Source organism: Spirillospora albida (assembly GCF_000718255.1).
Lineage (GTDB): Bacteria > Actinomycetota > Actinomycetes > Streptosporangiales > Streptosporangiaceae > Spirillospora > Spirillospora albida.
Map to the genome: position 1 here is coordinate 133,962 of NZ_JOFJ01000007.1, position 15,536 is coordinate 149,497.

Here is a 15,536-nt window from a genome sequence, read left to right on the forward strand (position 1 = left end):
GAGATGCACATCACGTAATTTGGCAGGGCCTGAATTTTTGCGTACTGCGCAAGTTGGTCGTACCGTGGGCGTATGACGGAAATCGGGCTGCGCGAGCGCAAGAAGGCCGCGACCCGTGCGGCGCTCAGCCGGGCGGCCGCGCGGCTCGCGGTCGAGCGCGGCGTGGACGGCGTGACGATCGAGGAGATCGCCGAGACCGCCGGCGTGTCGGCGCGCACCTTCCACAACTACTTCGCGGGCAAGGAGGAGGCGATCACCGCCCCGCTCACCGACGGGGTGCTCGCCATCCTCGACGGCCTGCGCGCCCGCCCGTCCGGCGAGCCGGTCTGGGACGCGCTGCACGCGGTCGTCGCGGGCCTGCTCGCGGAGGCGGCGGCGCAGCCGGCCGAGGCCGTCGCGCTGCTCCGCGTGATCAAGACGGACCCGTCGCTGGTCGCGAGCCGGCTGTGCGGGCTCGCCGAGATGCAGGGCCGGGTCGCCGGGCTGATCGCGGAGCGGACCGGCACCGACGCCGGACGCGACGTCTACCCGCACCTGGTCGCGGGCGCGGCGGGGGTCGCCATCCGCGCCGCCGTGGACCTGTGGTCGGACGACCCGTTCGGCACCGATCTCGGCGTCCTGATCGACACGGCGTTCGCGCAACTGCGCGCGGGACTGCCGCCGCCCGTCCCCGATCCCGTCTAGCGGTCCCGCTCCCACCCCGGCCCGCTGTGCGCCCCCTTGAGTCCGCCCGGCGATGCCAAATAATCTTCTTTACCGATGGGAAAACTCTCTTGGCCACCCTGCTGTACCGGCTCGGCCGGTCCTCCTTCCGCCACCGGCGGCTCGTCGCCCTCCTGTGGGTGGGGCTGCTGGTGCTGTGCGGCGCCGGCGCCGCGGCCCTGAAGGGCCCCACGTCCACCGAGTTCTCGATCCCCGGCACGGAGTCGCAGCGCGCGATCGACCTGCTGTCCGAGCGGATGCCGCAGGCCGCCGCGGACGGCGCCACCGCCCGCGTCGTGTTCGCGGCGAAGGACGGCGCGAAGGTCACCGACCCGGCCGCGAAGGCGGCCGTGCGCACGACCGTCGCGGCGCTCGGCGAGGAGCCGAACGTCGCGTCCGTCGTCGACCCGTTCGACGCGCGCTCGGTGTCCGCGGACGGCCGGATCGCCTACGCCCAGGTGACCTACACCGTCACGCCGATCGAGGTCACCGAGGAGATGCGGGACGGCCTCGCCGCGGCGGGGCAGGCGGCGCGCGACGCCGGGCTCCAGGTGGAGATGGGCGGCAGCGCGACCGAGACCATCCCCGAGCAGAGCGCCACCGAGATCATCGGCGTCGGCGTCGCGGCCGTCGTCCTCGTGATCACGTTCGGCTCGCTGATCGCGGCGGGCCTGCCGCTGCTGAACGCGCTGCTCGGCGTCGCGATCGCCATGTCGGTGATCACGGCCGCGACCGGCTTCATCGACATGAGCTCCACCACCTCGACGCTCGCGCTGATGCTCGGGCTCGCCGTCGCCATCGACTACGCCCTGTTCATCGTGTCCCGCTACCGGCACGAGCTGGAGGAGGGCCGCGAGGGCGAGGAGGCCGCCGGGCGCGCCGTCGGCACCGCCGGGTCCGCGGTCGTGTTCGCCGGCCTGACCGTCGTCATCGCCCTCGCCGGGCTCGCCGTCGTGGACATCCCGATCCTCACCGAGATGGGGCTCGCCGCCGCGTTCGCCGTGGTCGTCGCCGTCCTCATCGCGCTCAGCCTGCTGCCCGCCCTGCTCGGCTTCGGCGGGCGCCGCGTCCTCGGCGGGAGGATCCCCGGCCTGCGCGGCGACCGGACCGGGGACGGCCGGGAGCCGGCGGGGGCGCGCTGGGCGCGCGCCATCGTCCGCCGGCCGGTCCCGGTGCTGCTCGCGGCCATCGCCGCGCTGGGCGTGATCGCGATCCCCGCGACCGACCTGCGCCTCGGCCTGCCCGGCGACGAGATCGCCTCGCCCGACACCACCCAGCGCAAGGCGTACGACCTGCTCAGCGCGGGCTTCGGCGCCGGCGTCAACGGCCCGCTGCTCGTCGTGGTGGACGCCGGGAAGGCCGGTGCCGCGCCCGCCGCGGCGGCGAGGTTCGCCGGTGAGATCGAGCGGCTGCCGGACGTGGCCGCCGTGACCGCCCCCGTCCCGAACAAGGCCGGGGACACCGCGCTGCTGACCGTCGTCCCGAAGAGCGGTCCGGGCAGCCAGGCCACCGAGGACCTCGTCGCGGAGATCCGCGACCGCGCCGACGCCACCGGCGCCGACGCGATGGTGACGGGGCAGACCGCGATGGCGATCGACGTTTCCGACAAGCTCGGCCAGGCCCTCGCGCCCTACCTCGCCCTCGTCGTCGGGCTCGCGTTCGTCCTGCTCATGCTGGTGTTCCGCTCCGTCCTCGTGCCGCTGAAGGCGACCCTCGGGTTCCTGCTCACGGTCGCCGCCACGTTCGGCGCGGTCGTCGCGGTGTTCCAGTGGGGCTGGCTCGCCGGGCTGCTCGGCGTCGAGGAGACCGGCCCGATCATGAGCCTGCTGCCGATCTTCCTGATCGGTGTCGTGTTCGGCCTCGCCATGGACTACCAGGTGTTCCTCGTGACCCGGATGCGCGAGGAGTTCGTGCACGGCGCCACGCCCAGGGACGCCGTCGTCATCGGGTTCGAGCACGGCGCCCGGGTCGTCACCGCCGCCGCGGTGATCATGATCGCGGTGTTCGCCGGGTTCATCGCCGCCGACGAACCGATGATCAAGATGATGGGCTTCGCGCTCGCCGCCGGCGTCGCGGTCGACGCCTTCGTCGTCCGGATGACGATCGTCCCGGCCGTGATGGCGCTCGCCGGCCATGCCGCGTGGTGGCTGCCCGGATGGCTGGGGCGGATCCTGCCGAACGTCGACGTCGAGGGCGAGAAGCTGCGCGGGGTCCTGGCCGGGGCCCCCGCCCCGGTGGCCGACCGCGAACCCGACCCGGCCCGGGTCTGACCCTGTCCCGGCGGCGAAGGACGGCATCGATGAGGACCAAGCCGGGACGGCCCGCGCCCGTTCGCGAGCTGGTGCTGATCACCGTCCTGTTCGGGCTCTACAAGCTCGGACGGTTCTTCGCCGCCGGGAAGGTCGCGGACGCCTTCGACAACGCGCACGGGATCTGGCGCCTCGAACGGCTCCTCGCCCTGCCCAGCGAGACGGCCGTGCAGGAGGTCCTCCTGCGCCACGAGACCCTCGTGTACGCGGCGAACGGCTACTACGCCTACGTCCACTTCCCCGCGACCGCCGCGTTCCTGCTCTGGATGTACCTGCGGCGGCCGACGCACTACCGGTGGATCCGGCGGCTGCTGGTGGCGCTGACGGGGGCCGGGCTCGTCCTGCACGTCCTCGTCCCCCTGGCCCCGCCGCGGATGCTCGCCATGACCGGGCTGATCGACACCGGCGCCCGGTTCGGCCCGGCGGTGTACGGGGCGCCGCACGCCGACTCGGTCGCCAACCAGTACGCGGCGATGCCGTCCCTGCACATCGGCTGGGCCGCCGTCGTCGCGTTCGGGCTCATCGCGAGCACGCGCACCCGGTGGCGCTGGCTGTGGGCGGCGCACCCCGTGCTGACCGTCGCGGTCGTGGTCGCCACGGCCAACCACTACTGGCTGGACGGCGTGGTCGTCCTCGCCCTGCTGTCCGCCGCCGCCCTGCTGGTGAGGCCCCCGCGCCGCGCCGCCGGCCCGGTGGGGCCGCCCGCGGCCCTGGACGGGCCGCGGGCGGAACGGGGCGGCGGTGAAGGCTCCGTTGCGGGGAGCGGTCCGGTCGCCGCCCGGTGACCGGACCGGGCGATCAGCCGCCGGGCGCCGCGCCCAGCGTGTCGAGCAGCTCGCCGACCGGCTGCAGCTTCTCGTACAGCAGCAGGACGGGCTCGCCCGGCCCCGCCATGCCGAGGGCGGACGTCAGCGCCGCCTTCAGGTCGCCGGCCGGATGGTGCCGGACGTCCGGGCGGCCGCGCCGCAGCCCGTCCACGATCAGCCGGGTCATCTCGCCGGGGCGGCGGCCCCGCAGGTCCTCGTCCTCGTAGACGACGACGCGGCCGAACGTCCCGGCGAGCGCCCGCGCCGTCTCCACGACGAGCGCGTCGGCCCGGTCGCCCGGCAGCGTGACCGCGGCGACCCCGGACCGGCCCCAGCGCCGCTCGACGAACGCGCCGATCGCCGCGACCGCGGCCGCGTTGTGCGCGTAGTCGACCAGGATCGGGTTGGACCCGAGCCGGTACACGCAGCCGCGGCCCGGGTTGCGGGTGTGCGGCTCGAACGTGCGCAGCGCCCGCGCGCCGACGTCCACCGGGACGCCGAGCGCCCTCGCGGCGGCCAGCGCCGCGAGGGCGTTCTCCACCACGTGCGCGGCGGCGCCGCCGTAGCAGCCCGCGACGTCCTCGACCGGCAGGATCCGGGTGCGGCGCTCGCCGCGCGCCTCGGTCAGCCAGCCGTGCTCGGCGAAGTAGGCGGTCCCGTTCGCGGCCAGGTGCTCGGCGATCCCCGGGGCGTCCGGCTCCGGCGCGAAGTAGCGGATCTCCAGGTCCCGCTCCCGGACGCGGGGCCGCCGCGCCATGCCCGCGCTCGCCGGGTCGGCGGCGTTCAGCACGAGGTGCCCGCCCGGCCGGACCTCCTCGGCGACCAGCGCCTTGATCTCGATGAGGTCGTCCAGCGACAGCGCGCCGTCGACGCCGAGGTGGTCGGCGGTCACGTTCGTGACGACCGCGGCGTCCGCGCGGTCGTAGCCGAGGCCGCGGCGGACGATCCCGCCGCGCGCCGTCTCCAGCACCGCCGCCTCCACCGACCGGTCGCCGAGGACCATCTCGGCCGACCGGGGCCCGGACGCGTCGGACCGGTGCACCAGCCGCCCGCCGACGTACACGCCCTCGGTGGTGGTCATCCCGGTGCACAGCCCGTCCAGCTCCAGCATGTGCGCGATCATCCGGACCGTCGTGGTCTTGCCGTTGGTGCCGGTGACGGACACGATCGGGATGCGCGACGGCATCCCGTCCGGATACAGCAGTCCGACGATGTCGCCCGCGACGTCGCGCGGCGCGCCCTCGTGCGGCTCCAGGTGCATCCGCAGGCCGGGCGCGGCGTTCACCTCCAGGACCCCCGCGGCGCCGCGCTCGGCGGGCGGCGGGGCCGCGATGTCGGGCAGCCGCAGGTCGATGCCGCACACGTCCATCCCGACGGTGGCGGCGGCCCGCACGCACAGCGCCGCGACGCCCGGGTGGACGTCGTCGGTCACGTCCCGGCTGGTCCCGCCGGTGGACAGGTTCGCGTTGCGGCGCAGCCACACCGTCTCCCCGGCGGCCGGGACCGTGTCCGGGCCGTGGCCCTGCCGGGTGAGCTGCGCGATCTCCGCCCGCCCGAGCGCCAGCCGGGTCAGCGGACGGTCGTGGCCCTCGCCCCGCGCCGGGTCGTCGTTGACCCGCGCGGCGAGCTCGGCGACCGTGGCCGCCCCGTCGCCGACGAGGTGCGCGGCGGTCAGCTCGGCGGCGGCCGCGACGCGCCCGCCGACGACGAGCACCCGGTAGTCCTTGCCCGGCACGTACGCCTCGACGAGCACCTCGCCCGCGTCCCCGGCCGCGGACGCGAACGCCGCCACCACCTCCGGCGGGGTGCTGAGCCCGATGTGCACGCCCTCGCCCTGGTGCCCGGCCACCGGTTTCAGGACGACCGGGCCGCCGATGTCGTGCAGCGCCTCCAGGGCCTCCGCCGGGGACGCGGCGATCCGCCCCTCGGGGACCGGGACCCCCGCGTCGGCGAGCAGCCGGTGCGCGAGCCGCTTGTCGGCCGCGACCTCCATCCCGATCGCCGAGGTGCCGTCCGTCATCGCGGCCCACAGGCTGCGCCGGTGCACGCCGTACCCGAGCCGCAGCAGGTTGAGGTCCCCGACCCGGTGGACCGGCACGTCCCGCTCCCGGGCGGCCCGCGCCAGCGCGGCCGTGCTCACCCCCAGCCGGCCCCGCTCATGACGGGCGCGGACGCGCGCCAGATCGTCGGCCAGGTCGGGCGCGCGGCCCTCCAGCACGCCCGTCACCAGCCGGATCGCGAGCCCGATCAGGTCGGTGACGACGGTGTCGCAGGACGGCTCGTCCAGCGGGCACTCCAGGATCACGTCGAACCGGCCGTCGCGGCCGCCGCCGTCGCGGTCCTGCGCGGCGCCGCCGGCGCGGACCGTCCGGCCGAAGTACACCTCGCGGCCGATCAGGCCGGACAGCTCGAGCGTGACGTGCTCGGTGACGTGTCCGAAGTAGGTGCCGCGCTCCATCGCCGCCAGCAGCCCGCCGGGCCGTCCGGCCGCGCAGTGGTGGGCGGCGAGGCCGGGCAGCGCCGCGACGAGCCGGCCGGCGAAGCCGGGGTGGTCGGTGGTCTCGTGGCCGGTCAGCCCCTGCAGATCGAGGCGGGCGACGGCGACGGGCCGGGACAGGTAGACGTTCGGGCCGCCGAGGCGGCGCAGTCCGTCGAGCCGCACGGGCTACCCCACCTCCCCGTTCGCGCCGCGCATCGTGCCGATCGCGGGGAGACGGTCGTGCATCTGGAACGAGCAGCCGGCGGGCAGCAGGTGCAGCGACACGTCGAACATCGCCATCGGCTCGTCGTCGGACGCGGCGTAGGCGACGGTGGCCTGGCCCGCGTCCACGACCGTGACGACGCCGGTGCCGACGACCGTGAAGTGGCCGTCCCCGACGACGATCGCGGTGTCCTCGTCGATGCCGACGCCGAGCAGCCGGATGTCCAGCGCGATGCCGCTGAGCAGCCGCGGCAGCCGGCCCCGCTCGTTGAAGTGCATGTCGATGAGGACGTTGTCGAGCAGGCCGAGGCCGGGGCCGACCTTGACGCTGCTGGCGGCGACGTCGTGGCCGTGGCCGCCGAGGATCATCCAGTGGCCCATCGCGGTCGCGCCCGCGCTGGTCCCGGCGATGACCAGGCCCTCCTGCTCGAGCCGCCGCTTGAGCAGCTCGTTGGTGCGGGAGCCGACGAGGGTGCGGATCCGGGACTGGTCGCCGCCGCTGAACAGCACCCCGGTCGCCGACTCCAGCGCCCGCAGCGTCGCGGAGTCGTCGGCGGCGGCCCTGCCGAGCAGCCGCAGCTCCCGGACCGAGGTCACGCCCAGCCGGCCGAACACCGCGGTGTACTGGTCGGCGACCTCCTCGGGCACCTCGGTGGCGGTGGTCACGACGACGATCCGGGCGTGCTCACCGCCCGCGAGGCCGGCGAACGCCTCCAGCGGGCCCGCCCCGCAGGTCCGGTTCTCCGCCCCGCCGATGATCAGTAGCCGGCCCTTGCGTCCGGCGTCCCCCTGTTGCTCTTCCACGAACCGTGACTACCCCCCGATCACGCTCGGTAGTCTCGCGAACGCGGAACCGCCGTGCCGGACGGGCCTGCCGCCGGCCGTGACGCGGTGACACCCTCCGGACACGCGCTGGGAATCTTCGGGTCCGGCCGAGCGCTGACACCTGTACGGGGGAATGACCATTCCGTGATGTTCGCCCGGCAAGATGCCCTCCCGGCACTTACAGGCTGGAGAATCCTGGATGAGTGATCTGCCGCGCCGCGCGGTGACCCGTACCGCCAAGCTCGCCACGCTCCCCATCGGCTTCGCCGGGCGCACCGCCCTCGGTTTCGGCAAGCGGACGATCGGCCGCCCCGCCGAGGCGGTCGCGGCGGAGGTCCAGCGCCGCACCGCCGAGCAGCTGTTCGCCGTCCTCGGCGAGCTGAAGGGCGGCGCCATGAAGGTCGGCCAGCTGATGTCGATCTTCGAGGCGGGGCTGCCCGAGGACGTCGCCGGGCCGTTCCGCGCCAGCCTCACCAGGCTGCAGGAGGCGGCGCCGCCGCTGCCCGCCGCGTCCGTCCACAAGGTCCTCGCCGAGGCGTTCGGGGACGCCTGGCGCGAGGAGTTCGCCGAGTTCGACGACCGGCCCGCCGCCGCCGCGTCCATCGGGCAGGTCCACCGGGCCGTCTGGCGCGACGGCCGGACCGTCGCCGTCAAGGTCCAGTACCCCGGCGCCGCGCAGGCCCTGATGAGCGACTTCAACCAGATCTCCCGGCTGAGCCGGCTGTTCACCCCGCTCTTCCCGGGCGTCGAGGTCAAGCCGGTCGTCGCGGACCTGAAGCGGCGGCTGGAGAAGGAACTCGACTACGCCGACGAGGCCCGCAACCAGACCGCGTTCCACGACGCCTACGACGGCGACCCCGACTTCGTCGTCCCGGCCGTCGTCGCGCAGGCGGGGAACGTCCTGGTCACCGAGTGGCTGGACGGCACCCCGTTCGCCGACGTGATCGCCGCGGGGGACCGGGCCGGGCGCGACCGGGCCGGGCTGCTGCTGTTCCGCTTCCTGCTGTCCGCCCCGGCGCGCTGCGAGATGATCCACATCGACCCGCATCCGGGGAACTTCCGGATCATGCCCGACGGCCGCCTCGGCGTCCTCGACTTCGGCGGCGCCGCGCACGTCCCGGCGGAGCTGCAGTGGTCGATCGGGCGGCTGCTGCGGATCGGCACCCTCGGCGACGCGGAGGAGATGGTCGAGGCGCTCCGGGACGAGGGCTTCCTCGCCCCGGACGGCGACGTGGACCCCGAGGAGGTCGCCGCCCTCGTCGCCCCGCACGCCGCGCCGTTCGCCGTCGAGCGGTTCCGCTACACCCGCGCGTGGATGCGGGAGCAGACCGCGCGCGGCTTCGGCCTGGCGTCCGACCTGCGGCCGGGCGGGCTCGCCCGGCAGTGGCGGCTCCCGGCGCAGTACCTCGCGGTGAGCCGCGCCCTCGCCGGCTGCGGCGGGGTGCTGTGCCAGCTGGAGGCCGAGGGGCCGTTCCGCGCGGAGGCCGAGCGGTGGCTGCCCGGCTTCACCGACGACGACGCCGGCGCGGGGGAGATCACCGCCTGAGCGCGCGGGCCTCCTCTTCCTCCACCTCGCGGTTCCACTCGCGCTTGCCCGCCCGCCAGCCGTCCTCGTCGCGGCCGCGTCGCCAGTAGCCCGAGATCGACAGCCGCTCCAGGGGGAGGCCCCGGTCGACGCGCAGGTGCCGCCGCAGCGCCCGGACGAACCCGGCCTCGCCGTGCACGAACGCGTGCACCTCGCCGTCCGGGAACTCCAGCTTCTGGACGGCCTCCACCAGCAGGTCGCCGACCGGGGCGCCGCCCCGGTACAGCCAGACGATCTCGGCGTCGCCGGGGCAGGCCGGCTCCTGCCGCTCGGCCGCGTCGGCGACCTCGACGAACGCGCGCACGGGCGCGCCCGCCGGGATCCGCTCCAGCGCGGCGGAGATGGCAGGCAGCGCGCTCTCGTCCCCGGCGAGCAGGTGCCACGCGGCGTCCGGGCGCGGCGCGTACGCGCCGCCCGGACCGAGGAAGCGGATCACGTCGCCGGGCCGGGCGTTCGCCGCCCACGGCCCCGCGAGGCCCGCGTCGCCGTGGTGCACGAAGTCGATCGTCAGCTCCACGGCCGCCGGGTCCCACGCCCGGACGGTGTAGGTCCGGGTGACCGGCCACTGCTCGCGGGGCATCTCCGCCCGGATCCGCTCCATGTCGAACGGTTCGGGATAGGCCGTCCCCGGACGCGGGAACAGCAGCTTGACGTAGTGGTCGGTGTACTCGCCCGCCGGGAACCCGGCGAGGTCCGCCCCGCCGAGCACGACGCGGATCATGCGCGGGGTGATCCGCTCGGTGCGCAGCACCGTCCCCCGGTGAAGATTCGGACCCCGTCGCGCCGGCTCCGTCGCCATGGCGTTCCCCCGTGTCTCGACGTCTGCTTAGGTAAGCCAAAGTACCCCTCGGGGAGAGGGGTGACCGGCGCGCGCCGTACTTCATCCCGACAACGGCCCGCCCGCTCGACCGGAACCGCACCCGTCCACCCCTCGACCCGGAAAGGGACAGCCGCATGGCCGACTTCGTCGGAGCCCTCGACCAGGGCACGACCAGCACCCGGTTCATGGTCTTCGACCACGGCGGGAACGAGATCGCCCGCCACCAGCTGGAGCACGGGCAGATCATGCCGCGGGCCGGCTGGGTCGAGCACGATCCCACCGAGATCTGGGAGCGGACCCGCTCGGTCATCGAGTCCACCCTCACCAAGGCGAACCTGACCCACAGCGACCTGGCCGCGTTCGGCATCACCAACCAGCGCGAGACGACCGTGGTCTGGAACCGCCGCACCGGACGCCCCTACTACAACGCGATCGTCTGGCAGGACACCCGCACCGACCGCATAGCGTCCGCGCTGGAGCGCGACGGCCGCGGCGAGACCATCCGGCACCGCGCCGGGCTGCCGCCCGCCACCTACTTCTCGGGCGGCAAGGTGCAGTGGATCCTGGAGAACGTCCCCGGCGTCCGCGAGGCCGCCGAGAAGGGCGACGCGGTGTTCGGCAACGTCGACACCTGGGTCCTGTGGAACCTCACCGGCGGGACGGACGGCGGTGTGCACGTCACCGACCCGACCAACGCCAGCCGGACGATGCTGATGGACCTGGAGACCCTCGACTGGGACGAGCAGCTCCTGTCGTTCTTCGGCATCCCCCGCTCGATGCTCCCCGAGATCAGGCCGTCGTCGGCGCCCGAACCGTACGGGACGACCCGGGCGACCGGCCCGCTGCGCGGCGAGATCCCGGTCACCGGCATCCTCGGCGACCAGCAGGCCGCCACGGTCGGGCAGGTGTGCTTCGCGCCCGGCGAGGCGAAGAACACCTACGGCACCGGCAACTTCCTGCTGCTCAACACCGGCACCGAGCTCGTCCGGTCCAAGGCGGGCATGCTCACCACCGTCTGCTACAGGTTCGGCGACCAGGCCCCCGTCTACGCCCTCGAAGGGTCGATCGCGGTGACAGGGTCGGCGGTGCAGTGGCTCCGCGACCAGCTCGGCATCATCTCCGGCGCGGCGCAGTCGGAGTCGCTCGCCCGGCAGGTCGACGACAACGGCGGCGTCTACTTCGTCCCCGCGTTCTCCGGCCTGTTCGCGCCCTACTGGCGCTCGGACGCGCGCGGCGCGATCGTCGGGCTGTCGCGGTACAACACCAACGCGCACCTGGCCCGCGCGACGCTGGAGGCGATCTGCTACCAGTCCCGGGACGTGGTGGAGGCGATGCACGCCGACTCCGGGGTCTCCCTGGACGTGCTCAAGGTCGACGGCGGCGTCACCGCGAACGAGCTGTGCATGCAGCTCCAGGCCGACATCCTGGGCGTGCCGGTGTCCCGGCCGGTCGTCGCCGAGACCACCGCGCTCGGCGCCGCGTACGCCGCCGGGCTCGCCGTCGGGTTCTGGAACGGGACCGACGAGCTGCGCCGGAACTGGAACGAGGACAAGCGCTGGCGGCCGACCTGGGACGAGCGGCGCCGGGAGGAGGGCTACCGGGGCTGGAAGAAGGCCGTCGAGCGCACCTACGGCTGGGTCGACGTCGACTGAGCCCGGAACAGGCCCGTGACCTCCTCGACCGTGCGGAGGATCTCGACCGTCTCGTCCAGCGGCATGAGGGGCGACTCGGTGCGGCCCGCCCGAAGGCAGCGCGCGACCTCCTGCGCCTGGTAGGTGTAGCCGTGCCCGTCGACGCCGGCGGTGACCGTCTCCGGGTCGCGCCCGGCGCGCACGACCGTCATCGAGGCGGGGCGGTAGAACGGCGGCGCGACGTCGATCCGGCCGCGGGTCCCGACGACCGTCGCGGCGTGCGGGGAGTCGCCCCGCAGCCCGCAGTGCAGCAGCGCGACCGCGCCCGAGTCGTAGCCGAGCAGGATGCCGGTGTTGGCGTCCACGCCGGTCGGGGCGGGCGAGGCGGTCGCCTGGACGGACGCGGGCGCGCCGAGCAGCGGCCACGTGAACGACAGCACGTAGCAGCCGAGGTCGAGGAGGGCGCCGCCGCCGAGGTCCGCCGACCAGAGGCGATGCCCCTCGTCGAACTCCGCCGCGATGGAGAAGTCGGCGTACACGGCGGTGACGTCGCCGATCGCCCCGTCGGCGACGAGGTCGCGGATCCGCCGGACGAGCGGGTTGAACCGCGTCCACATCGCCTCCATGGCGAAGACGCCCCGCTCGCGCGCCAGCGCCGCGAGGCTCTCGGCGTCGGCGGCGCGCGTCGTGAACGGCTTCTCCACGAGGACGGCCCGGCCCGCCTCCAGGCACAGGCGGGCGGGCTCGTAGTGCATCGGGTGGGGGGTCGCGACGTACACGACGTCGACTCCCTCGTCGGCGGCGAGGTCCCCGTACGAGCCGTGCGCGCGGCCGATCCCGTACCGGGCGGCGAAGTCCTCGGCGGTGCCCGCCGACCGCGACCCGACGGCGGCGACCTCGTGGTCGGGGAGGCGCAGCACGTCCTCCGTGAAGACCGCGGCGATGCCGCCCGTCCCGAGAATGCCCCAGCGCACCGGTGAATCGACCATGGAGTGATCGTAAACGGGCGGCCGGGATCAGCGTTCCGCGAGCAGGCCGGTCCGGAGCCGGTCCAGCGTCGCGCGCAGCAGCCGCGACACGTGCATCTGCGACAGCCCGATCTGCTCGGCGATCTGCGTCTGCGTCTTGTTGCCGAAGAACCGCAGCAGCAGGATCGTCCGCTCCCGCTCGGGGAGGCCGTCGATGAGCGGGCCGAGCGCGTGGCCGTCGATGAACGCGTCCAGGGCGGGGTCCTCGGAGCCGATCTGCTCGCCCACGGTGCCGCCGTCGCCGTCGCGCGCGCCGTCCACCGGGGCCTCCAGCGACAGCGGCCGGTACGCGTCGCACGCCACGATCACCTCGATCGTCTCCTCCTCGGTGATCCCCATCGCGGCGGCGATCTCGGCGGTGGTCGGGGCGCGGCCGTGCTCGCGGGTGAACTCCTGGACGGTGCTCTGCAGCACCGGCCGGGCCTCCTGGATCCGCCGCGACACCCGCATGCCCCACGTCTTGTCCCGGAAGTGGCGCTTCACCTCCCCGGTCACCACCGGGTAGGCGTAGGTGACGAACCGGTCGCCGACCTCGGGGTCGAACCGGTTGATCGCCTTGACCAGCCCCAGGAAGGCGACCTGCTGGAGGTCGTCGAGGGGCTCGCCCCGCCCGGCGTAGCGGCGCGCGACGCTCCGCACGAGCGCGGTGTGCAGGTCGACGATCCGGGAGCGAAGCCGCTCGCGGCGCGGATCGCCGGGTGACAGCCGGTTCATCTCCGCCAGCAGCCGCTCCGCGTCGCCGTCGGGGGCGCGCGCCGGTTCGGCGGGCCGCACCGGCGCCGGGAACGGGGACGAGGTCGCGGCCTGGGCCCGTGCGGCGGGTCGCGGTGGTCTCGCCCTCTGCGCCGACGTCATCGAGTGTCCTCCTTCTCACGGGAGTTCTGCGGGAAAGGGTGGATCTGCTCGGCTCCGTGCCTCTACCCGGCCGATCACGGATCACACGGACGCCCGGTTCCGGACGCCCCGAAAAGGAACGGGCCCGGCATCGGGATCACATGGCGGGAACGGGCGGCGACCTCCAGCGGTTCACAAGGTTCATCGAGGCGCGCGGCGTCCGACGGGCGCCTGGCGCGGCCGGATCGACCGGCCGGAGCCCTGATCGATAGGATCCGGCGATGCCGGACCATGCCGACCCCGCCGCCGAGCCCGGCGGCCCAGCGGCGCACCGGGCCGGCGTCCCCGCCCGCGCCATCGACCCCGACGTCGATCTGCGCGTCCCGCCCCAGGCCGCCGAGCTGCGGCGCGCTCCCTGGTCGACGCTGGGGGCGATCGCGCTGGGCGGCGCGCTCGGCGCCCTCGCCCGCGCCGGGGTGACCGCCGGCGTCCCGCGCCCGCCCGGCGGGTTCCCGTGGGCGGTGCTCGGCGTCAACACCACGGGGTGCCTGCTGATCGGCGCGCTGATGGTGCTGGTCGCCGAGACCCCGCGGGCGCCCCGGCTCGCCCGGCCGTTCCTCGGCACCGGCGTGCTCGGCGGCTTCACCACGTTCTCCGCGTACGCCGTCGACATCCGGGCGCTGCTGGACGAGGGCCGGCCCGCGGCCGCGTTCGGTTACGCCGCCGGCACCCTCGCCGCCGCGCTCCTGGCCGTCGCCGCCGGCGTCCGCGCCACCCGCCGCCTCGTCCGCCGCCTCGTACGCCCCGCGGAACGGGGGAGCGGACGGTGACGATCCTGCTGATCGCGCTGGGCGGGGCGCTCGGCGCGCCGCTGCGCTACCTGGCCGACCGCGCCGTCCAGGCCCGGCACGGCGGGGTGTTCCCGTGGGGCACGCTCACCGTCAACGTCGCCGGGTCGGCGCTGCTCGGGTTCCTCGCGGCGCTCCCCGTCGGCGGAGTCGCGATGGCCTTCGCGGGAACCGGCCTGTGCGGCGCCCTCACGACCTACTCCACGTTCGGGTACGAGACGCTCCGCCTCGCCGAGGACGGTGCCCGGCTCCCGGCCGTGCTGAACGCGGCCGGAAGCGTCGCCGGGGGCCTCGCCGCCGCCTGCTGCGGCGCGTGGGCCGCGGCGGCGGTGTCCGGCTGAGACACCTGGCGCGGCCCAGGCTCGCGGCCCCGTACACGAAGGCACCGGACCGGCGAGTGGGCCGCTCACTGACTCTGCCCGCGCCGCCCGATCGGTAAACGGGCGGGTGTCCATACCGTCCCCCCGGAGCGGGCTCAGGCGGGACGGGCGATCAGCAGTTCACGGGCGAACCACTCGATCGTGCCGCGCAGCCCCTCGTCCACCGTCACGCGGGGACTCCAGCCGAGGACGTCCCGCGCGAGCGCGGTGTCCGGCCGCCGGACCTCCGGGTCGTCGACCGGCCGCTCGACGAACCGGACGGTGGATGACGAACCGGTCAGCTCGATGATCAGCCGGGCCAGGTCCAGCATCGAGATCTCGTACGGGCTGCCGATGTTCACCGGCCCCGGATGGTCGGACATGGCGAGCGCGATGATGCCGCGGACGGTGTCGTCCACATGGCAGATCGACCGCGTCTGGGAGCCGTCCCCGGCGACGGTGAGCGGCTCCCCGGTGAGCGCCTGCCGCAGGAACGTCGGGACGGCGCGGCCGTCGTCCGGCCGCATCCGCGGCCCGTACGTGTTGAAGATCCGCACGATCGCGGCGTCCAGCCCCCGCGAGTGCCGGAACGCCGACGTCAGCGCCTCCCCGAACCGCTTCGCCTCGTCGTAGACGCTGCGCGGCCCGATCGGGTTGACGTTCCCCCAGTACGTCTCCGGCTGCGGATGGACCAGCGGGTCCCCGTACACCTCGGAGGTGGACGCGAGGACGAACCGCGCGCGCTTGCGCTCGGCGAAGTCCAGGGCGTTGCGGGTGCCGACGCTGCCGACCTCCAGCGTCTGGATCGGCAGCCGCAGGTAGTCGGCGGGCGACGCCGCCGACGCCAGGTGGAACACGTACCCGACGTCGCCGGGGACGTGCACCGGCTCGGTCAGGTCCCGCTTGGCGAAGTGGAAGTCCCGCCGTCCGGTGAGATGGGCGATGTTGCGGGCCGGGCCCGTCAGCAGGTTGTCGAGGCACACCACCGCGATGCCGCGGGCCAGCAGCGCCTCGCACAGGTGTGAGCCGAGGAAGCCGGCGCCGCCGGTCACCACCGCGCGTTCGTGTCTCATTCTCGTCCTCCGTTC

The 15,536-nt window shown here is 74.7% G+C and carries 13 protein-coding genes; 7 read left to right on the forward strand and 6 right to left on the reverse strand.

Features of this window, described 5'->3' with window-relative positions; translation table 11 throughout:
* Positions 1–72: 72 nt before the first annotated feature.
* The 3 genes from IE99_RS0112090 to IE99_RS0112100 all read left to right on the forward strand — a co-directional run bounded on the left by IE99_RS0112090 (position 73) and on the right by IE99_RS0112100 (position 3,796).
* Positions 73–684, forward strand: coding sequence for an acyl-CoA-like ligand-binding transcription factor (locus IE99_RS0112090; RefSeq protein WP_030168417.1), 612 nt, complete (start codon positions 73–75; stop codon positions 682–684).
* A gap of 89 nt (positions 685–773) precedes the next feature.
* On the forward strand, positions 774–2,972 hold the full coding sequence (locus IE99_RS0112095) for an MMPL family transporter (RefSeq protein ID WP_037559212.1): 2,199 nt from the start codon (positions 774–776) through the stop codon (positions 2,970–2,972).
* Positions 2,973–3,001: 29 nt separating this feature from the next.
* On the forward strand, positions 3,002–3,796 hold the full coding sequence (locus tag IE99_RS0112100) for a phosphatase PAP2 family protein (RefSeq protein WP_051712424.1): 795 nt from the start codon (positions 3,002–3,004) through the stop codon (positions 3,794–3,796).
* Positions 3,797–3,809: 13 nt separating this feature from the next.
* Here IE99_RS0112100 and cphA read toward each other — a convergent pair whose 3' ends face one another.
* Together cphA and IE99_RS0112110 are read right to left on the reverse strand one after the other, a co-directional pair.
* The gene (gene cphA / locus IE99_RS0112105) at positions 3,810–6,479 is read right to left on the reverse strand and encodes a cyanophycin synthetase (protein ID WP_030168421.1); all 2,670 of its coding nucleotides are present in this window, start codon (positions 6,477–6,479) and stop codon (positions 3,810–3,812) included.
* Between the two features lie 3 nt (positions 6,480–6,482).
* The gene (locus IE99_RS0112110) at positions 6,483–7,322 is read right to left on the reverse strand and encodes a cyanophycinase (protein ID WP_030168422.1); all 840 of its coding nucleotides are present in this window, start codon (positions 7,320–7,322) and stop codon (positions 6,483–6,485) included.
* Positions 7,323–7,542: 220 nt separating this feature from the next.
* Here IE99_RS0112110 and IE99_RS0112115 point away from each other — a divergent pair, with 220 nt between their 5' ends.
* On the forward strand, positions 7,543–8,889 hold the full coding sequence (locus IE99_RS0112115; RefSeq protein ID WP_030168423.1) for an ABC1 kinase family protein: 1,347 nt from the start codon (positions 7,543–7,545) through the stop codon (positions 8,887–8,889).
* On the opposite strand, the gene IE99_RS0112120 is transcribed toward IE99_RS0112115, so the two are convergent.
* Positions 8,879–9,727, reverse strand: a complete 849-nt coding sequence (locus IE99_RS0112120) for a siderophore-interacting protein (RefSeq protein WP_030168426.1) — start codon at positions 9,725–9,727, stop codon at positions 8,879–8,881. The two genes, IE99_RS0112115 and IE99_RS0112120, sit on opposite strands and share 11 nt — an antisense overlap.
* Before the next feature lie 155 nt (positions 9,728–9,882).
* Here IE99_RS0112120 and glpK point away from each other — a divergent pair, with 155 nt between their 5' ends.
* Entirely contained in the window at positions 9,883–11,400 is a 1,518-nt protein-coding gene (gene glpK, locus IE99_RS0112125) for a glycerol kinase GlpK (protein ID WP_030168428.1), read from the forward strand.
* Here glpK and IE99_RS0112130 read toward each other — a convergent pair.
* Together IE99_RS0112130 and IE99_RS0112135 are read right to left on the reverse strand one after the other, a co-directional pair.
* Entirely contained in the window at positions 11,376–12,368 is a 993-nt protein-coding gene (locus IE99_RS0112130) for a Gfo/Idh/MocA family protein (protein ID WP_030168431.1), read from the reverse strand. The genes glpK and IE99_RS0112130 overlap by 25 nt on opposite strands.
* A gap of 27 nt (positions 12,369–12,395) precedes the next feature.
* Positions 12,396–13,262, reverse strand: a complete 867-nt coding sequence (locus IE99_RS0112135; RefSeq protein ID WP_084219453.1) for a SigB/SigF/SigG family RNA polymerase sigma factor — start codon at positions 13,260–13,262, stop codon at positions 12,396–12,398.
* Positions 13,263–13,522: 260 nt separating this feature from the next.
* On the opposite strand from IE99_RS0112135, the gene IE99_RS0112140 reads away from it, so the two are divergent.
* Both IE99_RS0112140 and crcB read left to right on the forward strand, forming a co-directional pair.
* Positions 13,523–14,071, forward strand: coding sequence for a fluoride efflux transporter FluC (locus IE99_RS0112140; protein WP_084219454.1), 549 nt, complete (start codon positions 13,523–13,525; stop codon positions 14,069–14,071).
* The gene (crcB, locus tag IE99_RS0112145; protein ID WP_030168437.1) at positions 14,068–14,430 is read left to right on the forward strand and encodes a fluoride efflux transporter CrcB; all 363 of its coding nucleotides are present in this window, start codon (positions 14,068–14,070) and stop codon (positions 14,428–14,430) included. The genes IE99_RS0112140 and crcB overlap by 4 nt, the downstream gene beginning before the upstream one ends.
* 134 nt (positions 14,431–14,564) lie before the next feature.
* On the opposite strand, the gene IE99_RS0112150 is transcribed toward crcB, so the two are convergent.
* Positions 14,565–15,521, reverse strand: a complete 957-nt coding sequence (locus IE99_RS0112150) for an NAD-dependent epimerase/dehydratase family protein (RefSeq protein WP_030168439.1) — start codon at positions 15,519–15,521, stop codon at positions 14,565–14,567.
* Between the last annotated feature and the right edge of the window lie 15 nt (positions 15,522–15,536).